Below are 14,192 nucleotides of genomic sequence, written 5' to 3'. Positions count from 1 at the left end.
GTGTCCCGTGTCTCACGCCACGTCGCCCACGAACTCACCATCGAGCTCAGCCCCGAACTCGCCCCCGAAGTACGTCGTTCCCGGGGCGAGCCGCTGGCTCTTTGACGCTTTCAGATACCGGCACCTACTGACGCTGCTCCTCAAGAAGGGGACCACCACCCGGTACTACGGGTCTGTGCTTGGTTGGGCCTGGTCCTACGTGAAGCCGGCGGCACAGTTCCTCATGTACTACGTGATGATCGGCCTCGTCTTGAAGGTGGATCGCGGGGTCGAGCTGTACCCGGTGTACCTGTTCTCCGGCATCGTGCTGCTCAACTTCTTCTCGGAGGCGACACGGGCCGCGACAAACTCGATCACGAGCAACGCGGCGCTGGTGAAGAAGATTTACCTGCCCCGCGAGCTCTTCCCGGTCGCAGCCGTCGGATCCGCCTTCATCCACTTCATCCCACAGGTCATCCTCCTGTTTGTGGTCTGCCTGATCATGGGGTGGCACTTCACCTGGCTCGGACTTGTGGCGTTCCTCGTGGCGCTCGTGATCGTGACCCTGTTCACGCTCGGCCTCGGCCTGTTCTTTGGCGCGATCAACGTCGCCTACCGCGACGCGAAGAACATCATCGATGTCGCGCTCATGTTCGCGGTTTGGGCCTCACCCGTGCTGTACACGCACGAAATGATCCGGGAGCTCGTCCCCGCGTGGCTCTACAACCTGTATCTCGTGAACCCGATGACCGTGGGTGTTGAACTGTTCCACCAGGCATTCTGGGGTCAGGTTGTGTCGGAGACGTCGCCGCCCGACTACCTCCTCACGAACACGCTGGCGGGGCTCGGGATCGCACTCGGCACCCTGCTGATCGGCCAGGTCGTTTTCCGAAAGCTGGAGGGCAATTTTGCGCAAGACCTTTGAGTCCCTCCCGGACCCGGTGATCATTTTCAACGGGGTGTTCAAGTCGTTCCGGCTCCGCAACGCGCGCTCCCTGAAACAGACCGTGCTGGCGAAGCTGCGCCGCACCCCCGTCACCGACGATTTCGAGGCGCTCTCCGCGATCACCTTCGCCGTCTACCCTGGCGAATCCGTGGCGATCCTGGGCCGCAATGGGTCCGGGAAATCCACGACCCTCAAACTGCTCTCAGGCGTACTCCGGCCCTCTGCCGGCGAGATTTACACCGCGGGGCGGATCGCTGGACTCCTCGAGGTGGGGGCCGGCTTCCACCCCGACCTCACCGGCCGCGAAAACGTCTACCTGAATGCGGCGATCCTCGGCATGACCAAGGAAGAGACCGACGCGCAGTTCGACAAGATCGTGGAGTTTTCGGAGATCGGTGACTTCATCGACACCGAGGTGAAGCGGTACTCCTCGGGCATGTACGCTCGGCTCGGCTTCTCCGTCGCCGTCCACACGGAGCACGACGTCCTGCTCGTCGACGAGGTACTGTCCGTGGGCGACGCGGAGTTCCGGGCCAAGTGCAACGCGAAAATGCAGGAGCTGCAGGCCGCGGGCAAGACGATGTTCGTTGTGTCCCACAACGCGGCCCAGGTGCAGGATCTGTGTCAGCGCGGCATCGTGCTCGAAAAGGGCCAGCTTGTGTTTGACGGGCCCATCAAGGCGGCAGTCGCCCGCCTGCAGGGCAAGAAACGCTAGGGTCCCCAGTGCGCTCCCCCGCTTCTGCTATCGCCTCGCTCCGGCGCGGACACCTCGGTGTCCGGCTGGCGGGGCGCGGGGCGCGCGCGGTGCAGTCCGCGCTCACGAGTGCGACGCTGGGGGTGACCCGGCCAGGCCCCGGCATCGCAGCGGTCGTCACGCTCAACGCCGACGAGGAAAACGCCACTGTCCAGACGGTGCTGTTGGGCGAGCGATCCGATCTGTCGGAGATCGTGTACGTCTCCCCCGATCCCGCGCTTGCCCGTGTTGCCGTGGCGGAGGCGGCCCGCTGCCTCGGGTTCCCGGTGCCCACGTCGCTGCGGTACGAGGCGCTCAGCTATCGGAGCCTACTCGCCGCGCACCGACGTGCATCCGAGACCTACTCCACGCACGTGCTCATTCCGGGCCGTGACCCGAGCGGTCGGCGCGTCCACACACACCTCACCCACGGCAGTGGACCGAAGCCGGACACGACGTTCCGCGGGCCCGCCACGGTGCTGGCGTCGATCACCCCTGAGTGGGTGCCACAGCAGCTCGCGGAGTACCGACTCCCTGCGGACACCCGGGTGGTGCCGGATCAGCCCCGCCTCCGCGTCATGCGGCGGGCGGTGGGTGACCGCAGCGTGCACGCCCGGCTGGGGCTCGATCCCGCACGCGAGCTCGTCGTGTGGGCCCCCACGTATCGCGCGATCCGCCGAGCCGGGGGCGAGGTGCGCGTGAGCGGAGTGCCGTTCGGCGAGGCAGACGGGTGGGATCGGATCCCAGACCCCGAGACTGGCGATACCCTGGCACAGCTACGCGCGGCCGCAACCGCCCGAGGCGCCCAGTTCCTCGCGAAGCTGCACCCGCACGACGCGGCCAGGCTCGACGGGCTCGGATTCCCCGCGCTCACGGGCACCTCCCTGCGCGAGCGCGGGGTGACCGCCTACGAGCTGTTCGGGGCCGCGGAGCACCTTATCACTGACTACTCCAGCATCGGCGTGGAGCGGCAGGCACTGGGCCTGCCGCTCACACTCTGGCGCCCCGACCTCGCAGAGTTTGGCGCGAGCTATCGGGGGTTTCGGGGGTAGTCGTTGGACCTTTACTCAGGATCCGAACTGGGAATGAGGGGATCGATGGAAACCGGAATATCACGGTGCATCTGAAGGTGCTTGCGCACCCAATGGACGTTGCTTCGTAGTACTTTGGCCGGGGTACCCGCAACGATTGAGTTGGCTGGCACTTCGGACGTCCGTGTGATCATCGACCGGGCGCCGACAATGCTTCCTGAGCGAATCTTGCCACCGGGCATGACAAACACTTCCTGCCCCACCCAAACATGATCCTCAATAAGAATTGAGGCTGAATGATTGATTCTTTCGCCGCTATGCATGTCATAAATTGGATGTGAATCATCCGCCCGAATACGAACATCGTTCGCTATCAGGCAATCATCACCAATCTCGATGGCCTGTCCTTCCGCCGTGGAAAGCTGCAGATTCGCTCCGCTGTACACATCAGCACCGAGCCGTATAGAGCAGAACGCGCCTAGCGAGGTTCGGCCCGTCAGCAATGATCTTGCGCCTATGTGAAGCTGCGATGCCTCGCGTTGAAAGAAAACTGCACCGTGGAGTTTTGCTCCCGGCCCAAATTCCACCCGGCAATGGGATGATTTGAATTCGATGAACGCGTGAGCGCCGACATGCGGGTTCCCAATGATCTGGTTCCCATTGTCATCAAGATATCCATCGACAATCGCCTGAGCACGCAAAGTTACCATAGCCATGATTTTACATTGAATGGACTATGCGTTTTGAATGTTCCTCAATCGACCATTGAGACTTACCCTGCCCGATCTATTTCAGCCCGTTGTGCCCACGAGTTCCGAAATGAGGCTCGTCCAACTCCTAGCAAAATCGTCTTGTGAGAATCGTGACGTAACTTCCTTCGCAGACTCGCTCAGGCTCCGGTGAAGACGATCGTCTTGTAACAACCACACAACCGCTGCGGCCGCGGCTTCCACTCGGCCTTCCCCATAGGTGACGACGAAGCCATCGACCCCGTCCCTAATGTTCTCCCGAGCGCCGTAGGGTGTGTCATAGGAAACCACTGGCGTTCCCGCCGCCAAGGCTTCAATCTGAGAGAGCCCTTGCCCTTCTTGATGAGAGGTCGAGAGCATTACCCGCGCGGACTTCAACACCATTTGCGTATCCTCGACGTGATCATTCAGGGTCACGTTGCGCTGAAGGCCCAGTTCCACTACGAGCTCCTGGAGCGCCAACTTCTCTGGGCCGTAGCCATACACCTCGTATATGACGTCTGGCACCGACCGTCGAACGATGTCGATGACGTGGATGGCTTCCGTCAGGTTCTTGACCGGGTGGTACCTGGCCAGGGACACAACTCGACGAGCGTTACGTGCCTCATCCTCTGGCCGACTCTCCACCGCTACCTGGTAGTGAGGGATATTGGCCACTAGTGAACTGTCACCGAGGAGGGTAGCGATGTCCTCCGCCTGCGCAGCCGTCAGCACTACTACTTTCTCCACTTTCTTCTCTGTCAGCGCGCTGAGCGCCGCTTTCATACTTGAGGAGACCACAGCAGGATCATCGTACGGCGCATCCAAGTGGCTTGAATGCAGGCAAAGGACGTGCTTTGCATCGTCCCCGCCGACGTCGAGCAGAGGCACGAGCATTTCTCGCTTTTCAGCCAGAACTACGAGATTTTTTTGAGCACCTATGCATCGATTCATCCATGCAACAATGACCCCCGCCTCCGAGCGGAACTCTTTGCCATCAAAATGCGAGAAGTACGAAATTGGTTGCCCGTTCCTAAGTCGCGAGGAGACCTGGGCCTTCCCATTCGCTTTGTACGTGACCGCGAAATCAGGAACGTTTGCGGCTCGGTCCATATACAGAACCTTGCGCAATTGTCCTCGACTATCAAAGATCTCCTTAGCGACACGGACCCAGGGCGCTTCGAAACGATCGATGAAGTCAAGCTCTCCGCTTGGTTCACGCAACTCGAAGGCGACATACTCACCGCGCTCGTTGAACACACGTCGCGCCAGGGGATTCTTCGGGTCCGTGAAAGCTGTGTAGCCATGCTCCAGCGCAGGCGAGCCCTGTAGTTCTTCCGAGGCTTCCAGATCCTCGTAGAGATTCCGAACAGCCACTCGCGGGTCCAGGGTTCCCGTGCGCCGGTGTTCTGCCAACAGGCCGTGAAAGTCACGATGAAACTGAGACGTGAAAATGGTCACGTCAAAGCCAGCTGCCACCAGCGCGTTCGCTCGCCGGTATACCGCATGAGTCAATCCGCCGTTGACCTTGAAGATATTGCCCAGCAGCATCAACACGTGTGCCATCGATTCCCCCTCGTTTTCTTCCCGACTTCAGTTGCATCGCCCCAGCTCGATTCCGCGTGCGTGCCGGCACGTGGCAGATTCTCTCTCTTAGAAGCTGCGGACAGATAACTCGCGTTGCGAGTGTGCGTGGTTGTATGTCACGAGGCTGGGCCCCAATCCGGGCCAACCGGTGCTGCGCCAACCGCCGTTGATTCGGCTTGTGGGAGAACAGCGAAAGCTACCTGGCTAAAGGCCCCAAGTGCGCTTGACCGATAACCGGTGTAGTCGAAACTGCGCCGAGGGTTTTGTGCGTAGGCTGCACGGCGGACAGAGGCGGCGATGCTACGAGCATCAATCGCCGTGTGCTCTCCGTACCCCAGTTCCAACGCCTCCACGTTGCCAGGGCAACTCGAGGCAAGAATTCCTACCCCTAACGCCATCGCCTCAAACAGAACAACTGGCTGCCCCTCGTGCAATGACGGGAGAACAAAGAGATCTGCCGCAGCCATCAATGGGTACGGGTTTGCCAACTGGCCCGCAAAGAGAACAGAGTTCTGAACCCCCAACCGCATCGCTTCAATTGTTAACTGATCGCGAAGTGGACCGCTTCCAGCAATTATCAATTTCGCGTTGGGGAAGTCAGCCAGGACTTCGGGCAAAGCTCGGATGAGCTCGATCTGATTCTTCTCAATCGACATTCTGCCGATGTTGACGAGGAGGGGGCTTGCCTCTGATACCACTGACTGGACCTCAGGGGTCATCGCCTCTAAAGATTTGGCACGAATCTCGTCAAAGAGGAGCGTGTTCCGTACAGCGGCGACGCCTTCTTCAGGGAGCTGGCCTCGAGCAGCTAGATAGGTAGAGTTCTCTTCCGCGAGCATCTCAGACACCGATACCAGTTGATCAAACCAGGGGTACATGCGAAAGACGTTGTCGAGCACTGGGTACTTGTGCACCCGTTCCTCCTCCATCTGGTTGTGCTGCCAAATCAAGCGACGAGTCGAGGAGTCTCCCGCGTGTGCAAGAATCCCAGCCCAGAGCGGCGCGTAGCCGTCCCACTCAATAGCGACGTCAATGCGCATGTCGCCCAGGATTCGCCGAGCCTCGCGCTTCCAGCCGTTCCGATAGATCTCTGTCATTGCCTCGGCGGGGTCGCAGTTGCCGGCCTCGATTTCGCGACGAACGAAGAATTCTTCTGGCGTCATCACGGTGTCTCCCAACCGCGAGACAAGTTTGACACTTGCGGGGAGTCGCTCAAACACGGACCTGCGATCCTCTGCTTCGCGAAGCACGCTCGGTTCGACAATGAGGATGATATTGAGGTCACGCTCCGCGAGTTCACCCAGGATTGCCAAGAGTGCACTGGCGATTCCGTTCGGGATCATGCTCGCGTGGAACAGCACGGTGCGTCGACCGTTCAATTCGCTGCCCTTGCGGGTGTCATCGAGCAAGAAATCAACAGCACGGGCAGACGCGTGACCGTCCTCACGACTTCCGTACTTCGCGGCGGCTGCTAAGTACGCTTCTTCATGCTCCGAGCCCGCTGCCGCGACAAGTTGGGCAAGTTCCGCAGGAGTCGATGCGATTCCAAACGGCAGTTCCGAAGGATGCAAGTACAACCCTCGGGCTTCCTCGTACTCTTGCAAGTCAGGGACAAATAGCGTGACCGGCTTTCCCGTCACGAGGAAGTCGAACACCACTGAGGAATAGTCGCTGACCAGATGATCCACGGCCGCCAACAGATCATTCGTATCGATATCTGCCGGCACAACCGAGACAGGGAGCTCCAGCCCTCGAATGAGCTTCTCCGTGAGTCGATGCGCTCGATAGACCACACGCACACCCGGCAGCGCAGCAAGCGACTCGAGCTGCACGGTGAGCATAGTCTCGTCAAGATCGTGAGCAGAGACGCCCCCGCGCCAGGTCGGTGCCACGAGGACCAGCCGTTCAGTTCGCTCAACTCCCAATCGCAGCCGGATGCTTTCACGCAGCTCTCCCGCGTCACGAACCAGCCTGTCGAGACGGGGGGATCCCAGAATCGCAACGGAACCCGGGTAGAGCCCATCAAGGTGATGCTCGTCGAGCAGCGCCCACTTGGTCAACTCGTTGGGTGCGATCAAGTGGCTTGCCTGGAGGAAGTTTCGTTCTAGGTTTTCATACTCCACGAGGCCCTGTCTCATAGAGCGACCGAGCGTCTTCATCGGAGTGCCATGCCAAGTATTCAGGTAGCGCTGGCCCTCGCGCCGCAGGAAGTAAGGAGGGAATGAGACGTTATTAATGAGGTACTTCGCAGTTGCCAAGTGGTACAGGTAGCTATCGCTCCCCAGCTGGACGAACTGCACTCTCGGGTTGTCGATGAGATCTCGGGGGACAAACGTGTCCGCTTTCCGAACCCACACGAAAACATGGTTGGAAAAACGGGGATCGCTGAGCATCTCTCGGAATATCGCAAGCGGGTGGCACCCGATGCTTGCTCCGTGGTTCGATTCAAACAGGACGACCTGGGCGTCAATGCTCCGGATATTCACCAACTCTGCGTACACGCGGTTCGCGCGTGATCGCCCAGCTGGCAAATAGCGGGAGAGGCTGAAGCCGTCCGGGGTTCTGATCACGCGAGCATCATGAAGTGTCTCTACTGCCTCGCCAGATTCGCCGATCTGCTCGAGCAGGTGTGCGGTAACGATGCGCTGCTCTGCGCTCAGTTCCATGCGGTGCACCAACACCCGGCGGAGAAGCTCGCGCGTACCCGCAGCGTCTCCGCCAGAAAGACGTACCCTGGAGGCCGCAAGCATTCCGCTCACTGAGTCCAAGCCGGCTGCTTTGTTCCATTGACCTAGCTGTTGCGCCCAGTGCTCCCGCGTCTCGGAGGTTGCTTGGATCTCGCCGATCACAGAATCATGGACGACGGGCGTGGGTCGCACGTTTCCGAATGCCGCTCGCTTTGCGGCTCCAACTGACGCGGCCTGGTCCTTCTGATTGTCCAACACCATTGACAGGCGGTGCCAGTAGTGAGATTTTTCTGGATCATGCTGAAGTGCCTCGCCGTACCACCATTTGGCATCCTCAGGCTTGCCCTGGCGCTCAAAGGCAAGGCCACACCGGTAGGCCCAGTAGGCGTTCCCTGGCAGGAGGCCGTACGCGCGGGAATAGTAGTCAGACGCCTCCGCCCAGCGGTATTCCCGCGCGTAGGTTAGTCCGATTCGGTAAGTGAGCTCGGCATTCTCAGCGCCCAGGCCCAGAGCCCGAACGTACTCAGCGCGAGCGGCTTCCCATAGTTCCGCACGCTGGAAAAGCACACCTGGGCCGAGGAGGCGGTCTGCTTCGGGGAGACTTTGCATGAAGTCGCCAAGTAGCTCACGGCGTTCACCATCACGACTGGTTCGCTCAAGTGCATTCGCCCATCGCACAACTTCCACCTCTTCAAGCAACCGATGAGACGAGACGAGGCGATAGACGTCATTCGCCTCCTCGTCAGTGCCCATCTCAGAGACGAGTCGCGCGTAAGTCTTCATCCACTGGGATTCGGGAGAGAATACGTCCGCCCCCTCACGGCAAAGCTCTAGGCGGAGCCACAGAGGTGCGGATTTCTGCAGCCGTGCCAATTCGTTGAGGCACTTTGCCCGGTCGAATCCGGAAATGAGTGCCGCGCGAAAGCTCGTTGTCGCTGCATCCACATCGCCCAACTTCTCAGCGCACCGCGCCTTGCGGAATGAGAGGTGCCCCACATCACCTCCTGCAGCAAGCGCTGAATCATAGGCATCCATGGCCGTTGCATAGTTTTTTGCCTGTTCACGGAGCCAGCCCAGCCGATACCAGGAATCAAAGTCCTGTGGTACTAGTTCCGTGGTGCGTTCGAAGGCACCAACGGCTCGGGAATCTTTCGCATACTGCAGCGCGCGTGCGGCATCGCGCCAGAGTAAGGCATCTGCTCCTCGAGCTTCAGCCGCAGCAAGAAACAGGTCTCCGGCCGCGACCCAATCTTCTTTACGACGCCGCAGACGCGCAAGGTTCTTCTGTACGGTAGAGCTCATCCCAGATAACACGTCTTTACGTCCCTGCGTCGAATACTGCATCAATACGACTGTTCGCGATTGATCCCAAAATAATTAGTTCGAGGCTCTGATGAGCTATGACCTCGGTAAGCTCACGAGCGCAACGCGGCTCCCCAGTGGCGGCCTGCACCAGATCCCAGAGCATCTCGGAAGACCCAGTCGCCCCGACACGGCCGGCACTTGCCACGTCCTTGTAAACCCCGCGGGACTCCTCGAACATCTCCGCGTCCGCGATGTGCCACACGACGGGTAGCCCAATCGCTTGAGCGTCGAACGCGACCGAGGAATAGTCCGTTACCAGCACATCGGCAATGAGTAGGAGTTCCTGAGTCTCCATATCCGAGGCGTCGATCGCGGTGCCGCGATTCGTGCCCAACTCGCTAGACAGGTACCCATGATCGTGGAATACGACCGCGTACTCGTCGCCCAGTTCCGAGGTGAGTTCCTGTAAATCGAGCACGTACGAGAAGTCGCCCTCTTCGAGAGACCGCCCGTAGTTGTAGTCCCGCCAGGTGGGCGCGTACAACACGATCTTCTGCTTGGGTGCGATTCCGAGCTCCGAGCGGATCCTCTGCTGTAAGGGGCGGTCATTCGCGTGGTCACGGAGGTACGCGACCCGCGGGTAGCCGGTACGCACGATCTTCGCCGGATCTAGGAGAAACGCTGTCTGGAACTTCTGAGCGGCAATCTCGGAGTCGACGACAAAGTAGTCCCATTGCTGGATATCCCGGTACTTACTGGTTTTGTGGTGCCGACGGTTCCAGATAATCCGGGGCTCGTGCGAGTCAAAGAGCATTCGCTTGATCGGGGTGCCGTGCCACAACTGCACCCAGGTCGAGTCCCGATGCTTGCGGACGTGAGGCGGGATCCAGGACTCGGCGATCACCACGCGCGAGCGGGCGAGGTGCGCGTTCGTGCCAGCGTTGCTCGGCGGCAAGCGGTAGTGCTCCGGGACCCGCGTATCGGTGGTCACAAACTTCAGGTCAAGTCCCGCGAACCGTTCATCCGCGAGCAGTTGCTCGAACAGGTAACGGGAATTCCCGGTGTACTTGAAATCGAGCCCAAGGAACGTGATCGCGTCGGACTTGACCGGGCCTGCGAGCACCCGTTCGAGCTGCGCGGACCAGGCCCCGGCCTTCGAGCGGCGATGCTTCTGCCGGCGTAACCATGCCTTGCCCCGTTTCACGCGCGGCATGATCGCGTTCTTCCCCGAAATCATGGCCTGAAACGCGGTGTAGCGACGCTCCTCGAAAAGCCGGAGCCGCATGGCGAGCCGCATGGGCGCGTTCGTGGAGGTTGCGGGCGGTATCTCGATCTGGGCGGCGTGCAGGATTTCGACGAACTCCCGGATGTACGCCCGACGATACCGCCGGGGAATCCGCCGCTCGTAGTAGGGCCCAATCTTCTTCACGTGGTACGCCGCGAGGTAGGCGGCCGCTCGAGGGTTGCGGCGGTTCAGCAGCTCAAAGGTACGGGCCACGGCGTGTAAGTGGTCCCGCACGTGCTTGTCCGTATCGGTGTTCGAGCGCGTCGTAGATTCCGGGTGCGGGTTGATCGTGTAGAGCGGGGAGTGCACGAGCGAGGCGATCTCTGCCCGGTTCACGGCCTGCAGCACAAACGGATTGTCCTCATAGATCCGCCCCTCCTCGAACACGATGCCGTGCGTGGCAAGGAACCCACGCCGGTACAGGTTCGTGACCGAGTAGAAGTTTTGGACGCGGAGGAGCTCGTCACATCCCGCCCCGAGAAGCACGCGTTTATGCCAGAACGGATCGGCGTTGTAATAGTGCATGCCCCCGGGGTGCCCTGTCCCGGGCGAGTAGAGCTTCCAATCAAAATGCACGAGGTCGGACTGGTCTTCTTCGGCACGCTCCGTGGTGACCTGAAGCGTAACGCGTTCAATGAAGTCGTCGGCATCGACAAACAGAACGTAGCGACCAGTAGCGAGACCCAAGGCCCGATTACGGGCGGATCCCTGCCCGGCGTTCTCTTGATCGGTGACGCGCACTCGCGGATCCGAAGCCGCGTACTGTTCGAGAATCTCGAGGCTCGTGTCGGTCGAACCGTCATTGATCGCGATCAGTTCAAAGTCCGGCATCGTTTGCGCAAGCACCGAGTCAATGCAGCGGTGCAGGAACTCCGCAGCGTTGTACACGGGGATGATGACGCTCACGAGCGGAGCGTTTTCTGGTTCGCTTGGAAGGCAGCCCGCAGCACCGCCGATCTCCCGCATCCCATCCTCTACATGCCCCGCGCACCACCAGTAGGTGCGCTATTCCCCCCGAAAGAGCATAGCGGACAGTTAGGAATCCCGTAGCCTGGGGCAGCTAGCCGTGGCACCCGCAGGCGCAGAACTCACACCCCTCGTGCACGCTGCTGCGACAGTCGAGTGTCAGGAATGCGCGCGCCTCGGCCCGGATCGGGGAACGGCGAGAGAAGAACTTCACCCTCACATTCACCCATGCCGACATGTACAGAGCGTGACCGTCGCCTCAACGCAAGCTGGACAATCACCGGCCCGCGCTGGGAGCCCCGCAGGAACACGTCAGTTAGCATTGAAGTTCATGTGTCTATGGCCGGAAATTGCCAGAGGCCAGAGAACTACGGAGAACAGCACCCAATGGCCGAGACCCCCTCACACCTCGAGCGCCTGATCGCCGAGGCCGATGCGGCACCTGCCGCACCCGCGATCCGAAAGAAGCGGAAGGGGCTGCGCAACACACTCATTGTGCTGGGATCGTTGGTCGTGCTGCTCGCCATCGCGGCGGGCGTCGCCTACGCGGTGCTGGCGAACTCGTTCAATGACATCAACCGCGTCTCCATCGCGCAGGATCCCACGCTCACGCGACCAGAGGCGGTCACGGTGAAGCCCGGAGCCAAGGCCCCGATCAACATTCTCCTCCTGGGGTCCGACTCGCGAGACACCAGTGACCCGACCGCATCAGTCGAAGAAGCCACAGGGTTCCGCAGCGACGCGATCCTCGTGGCGCAGGTCTCGCCGGATCGGAAGAACCTGACGGTGATGTCGATCATGCGTGACAACTGGGTCCCGATCCAGGATCACGGCGAAGCCAAGATCAACGCAGCCGTGGCACTTGGCGGCATGCCGCTCGCGGTCAACACCGTTGAGAACTTCATCGGCGCACGGATCGACCACGTTGCGCTCGTCGATTTCTCCTCCTTCACGAAACTAACGGATGCACTCGGGGGCGTCACCGTCAACAACACGCAGCCGTTCACGTCAACGCATGGCGGACACGCCTTCGCGCCCGGCAAGATCACGCTCACTGGCGAGGAGGCCCTCGGGTTCGTGCGCGAGCGCTACGCCTTCGCCGACGGGGACTACCAGCGGGCGCGGAACCAGCAGGCCTACCTCAAGGGACTCATGCAGGGCCTCCTGAGCAAGGACACGATGACGGATCCCGGCAAGCTCACCAGCACGTTCCAGGCACTGAAGCCCTACCTCGTGCTCGACAACGACCTGGACCTGCAGAACGCAGTGTCACTGGGCTTCGACCTGCGCTCGATTCGTTCCAGCGACATCCAGTTCTTCACGAGCCCCACCCTCGGCACGGGAACCTCCGCTGACGGGCAGTCGATCGTGGTGCCGGATCCAAGCGCGCTCGCCGACGTCACGGCTGCGTTCCAGGGCGGCACGCTCAACGAGTATGCGGCGACTCGAGCGCCGGGCTCGGAGCTTCCCCAGTAACGCTGCGACGTCGCCTCGCCACCGCCCGGCGTAACGCCAGGGCGGCGGCGAGGCCGATCCAGCCGCCCGTCGTGTTCGCGATCACGTCGGAGAGGGTCGCAAAGCGGGCGGGCAGAAGCCAGAACTGAGTCAGCTCCACGCACACGGATAACACGGGCAACGCGAGGAACACCCACCACAGCCGGCGCGGCCGCACCAGCAATCCGCCAAGGACGCCAAGCGGCACGAACATCAATACGTTCGCCAGCACCTCAAGCTGGCTGTACCCGAACCACTCGGGCACGCCCGCCCGATGCAGCAGCGCGATGAACTCCGCGATCAGTCTGCGGCTTCCCTGATCCACGGGCGTCGGCCACAGCGTTACTGCCAGCACCACGCCAACAAGTGCCACCCCGCACAGGATGAGCGTGAGGCGCAGACCCCGCCGTGACGGCGGGGCGATCAGCGGCGACACGTTGTCAGCGGGCAAGCGGCCTACAGGCCCGAGTAAGCGTGCAGGCCCTTGAAGAACACGTTGACGATCGCGAAGTTGAAGATCACGGCAGCGTAGGCGATGATCGACAGCCACGCGGAGCGCGTGCCGCGCCAGCCGCGGGTCGCACGAGCGTGAATGAAGCCGGCGTAGAGCACCCAGATCACAAAGGTCCAGACCTCCTTCGTGTCCCAGCCCCAGTACCGGCTCCAGGCGGCTTCCGCCCAGATCGATCCGGCGATGAGCGTGAAGGTCCAGAACACAAAGCCGATGATCGCGAGCCGGTAGGACAGGTCCTCAAGGCGCACCGCGTTCGGGATGCTCGTGAGGAAGCGCATCCCGCCCGGCTCACCCACCGCGATCTTGCCTTCGCGTCGGGTCTGCAGCAACTGCAGCACGGATAGGCCGAAGGACAGCGTGAGGAAGCCGACGGCAAGCACCGCAACCAGGATGTGGATCACGAGCCAGTAGGAGTCGAGTGCGGGCTGCAGCGGCACAATCGGGACGTAGAAGTTCACCTTCGTCACGCCGAGGAACAGCACCGCCATTCCGGTCACCAGGGTGCCGAGGAACCGGAGGTCAACGAAGAACTGAACGAGCAAGAAGATCAGCATGATCGAGCAGGTCGCGGTGAGCGCGAACTCATACATGTTGGCCCACGGCACACGCTCCGCCCCGATCCCGCGCAGCACCGTCGCCGCGAGGTGCAGGATAAAGCCGAGCACCGTCAGCGAGAAGCCCACACGAAGCGACCGGGAACGGCGTTCCTTTTCCGAAATCGGCGTGGTCGCGGTACGCGTGAGAGTGGCGACTCCGCCGCCTGCCGCAGCGGCACCGGCCGTGGCCTTGCGCGATTCGGCAGCCGCGTCGCCGCTCCTGTTTGCCAGGTCAACGGCGTAGAACACGAACGCGATCGCGTACACGATCATTGCCGAATACAGCGCGATCGTCGAGAAGGTTTCCAGCTCACTCAGCACAGTTTCTCAGAGTAGCCGCC

Annotated in this window: 10 protein-coding genes; 4 read left to right on the top strand and 6 right to left on the bottom strand. The window is 61.3% G+C overall.

The features are described 5' to 3' along the window. The first annotated feature begins 7 nt into the window (after positions 1–7). The 3 genes from FM113_RS13180 to FM113_RS13170 are packed head-to-tail and all read left to right on the top strand — an operon-like array spanning position 8 to position 2,710. Positions 8–904: an ABC transporter permease gene (locus FM113_RS13180; protein ID WP_087015282.1), complete on the top strand. Its 897-nt coding sequence runs from the start codon at positions 8–10 to the stop codon at positions 902–904. Next, positions 888–1,640: an ABC transporter ATP-binding protein gene (locus tag FM113_RS13175; RefSeq protein ID WP_087015281.1), complete on the top strand. Its 753-nt coding sequence runs from the start codon at positions 888–890 to the stop codon at positions 1,638–1,640. Before FM113_RS13180 ends, FM113_RS13175 begins: the two co-directional genes overlap by 17 nt. Before the next feature lie 8 nt (positions 1,641–1,648). Beyond that, positions 1,649–2,710 carry a CDP-glycerol glycerophosphotransferase family protein gene (locus FM113_RS13170; protein ID WP_087015280.1) on the top strand — a complete coding sequence of 354 codons (1,062 nt, stop codon included), beginning with the start codon at positions 1,649–1,651 and terminating at the stop codon, positions 2,708–2,710. An 11-nt stretch (positions 2,711–2,721) separates the two neighbouring features. Here FM113_RS13170 and FM113_RS17955 read toward each other — a convergent pair whose 3' ends face one another. The 4 genes from FM113_RS17955 to FM113_RS13150 form a co-directional block, all read right to left on the bottom strand. Continuing rightward, positions 2,722–3,399: an acyltransferase gene (locus FM113_RS17955; RefSeq protein WP_140393368.1), complete on the bottom strand. Its 678-nt coding sequence runs from the start codon at positions 3,397–3,399 to the stop codon at positions 2,722–2,724. A gap of 81 nt (positions 3,400–3,480) precedes the next feature. After that, the gene (locus tag FM113_RS13160) at positions 3,481–4,983 is read right to left on the bottom strand and encodes a glycosyltransferase (protein ID WP_087015278.1); all 1,503 of its coding nucleotides are present in this window, start codon (positions 4,981–4,983) and stop codon (positions 3,481–3,483) included. A gap of 137 nt (positions 4,984–5,120) precedes the next feature. Continuing rightward, positions 5,121–8,993, bottom strand: coding sequence for a CDP-glycerol glycerophosphotransferase family protein (locus FM113_RS13155; protein ID WP_176387231.1), 3,873 nt, complete (start codon positions 8,991–8,993; stop codon positions 5,121–5,123). A 16-nt stretch (positions 8,994–9,009) separates the two neighbouring features. Next, positions 9,010–11,187 carry a CDP-glycerol glycerophosphotransferase family protein gene (locus FM113_RS13150; protein ID WP_176387230.1) on the bottom strand — a complete coding sequence of 726 codons (2,178 nt, stop codon included), beginning with the start codon at positions 11,185–11,187 and terminating at the stop codon, positions 9,010–9,012. 447 nt (positions 11,188–11,634) lie between these two features. Here FM113_RS13150 and FM113_RS13145 point away from each other — a divergent pair, with 447 nt between their 5' ends. Next, entirely contained in the window at positions 11,635–12,723 is a 1,089-nt protein-coding gene (locus tag FM113_RS13145; RefSeq protein WP_087015275.1) for an LCP family protein, read from the top strand. Here FM113_RS13145 and FM113_RS13140 read toward each other — a convergent pair. Both FM113_RS13140 and ccsB read right to left on the bottom strand, forming a co-directional pair. Beyond that, the gene (locus tag FM113_RS13140) at positions 12,674–13,192 is read right to left on the bottom strand and encodes a VanZ family protein (protein WP_176387229.1); all 519 of its coding nucleotides are present in this window, start codon (positions 13,190–13,192) and stop codon (positions 12,674–12,676) included. The two genes, FM113_RS13145 and FM113_RS13140, sit on opposite strands and share 50 nt — an antisense overlap. A 5-nt stretch (positions 13,193–13,197) precedes the next feature. Then, the gene (ccsB, locus tag FM113_RS13135; protein WP_087015296.1) at positions 13,198–14,124 is read right to left on the bottom strand and encodes a c-type cytochrome biogenesis protein CcsB; all 927 of its coding nucleotides are present in this window, start codon (positions 14,122–14,124) and stop codon (positions 13,198–13,200) included. Positions 14,125–14,192 lie beyond the last annotated feature (68 nt).

The organism is Leucobacter sp. 7(1) (assembly GCF_900163635.1).
GTDB lineage: Bacteria > Actinomycetota > Actinomycetes > Actinomycetales > Microbacteriaceae > Leucobacter.
This window is presented reverse-complemented; position numbering and strand designations above follow the sequence as displayed.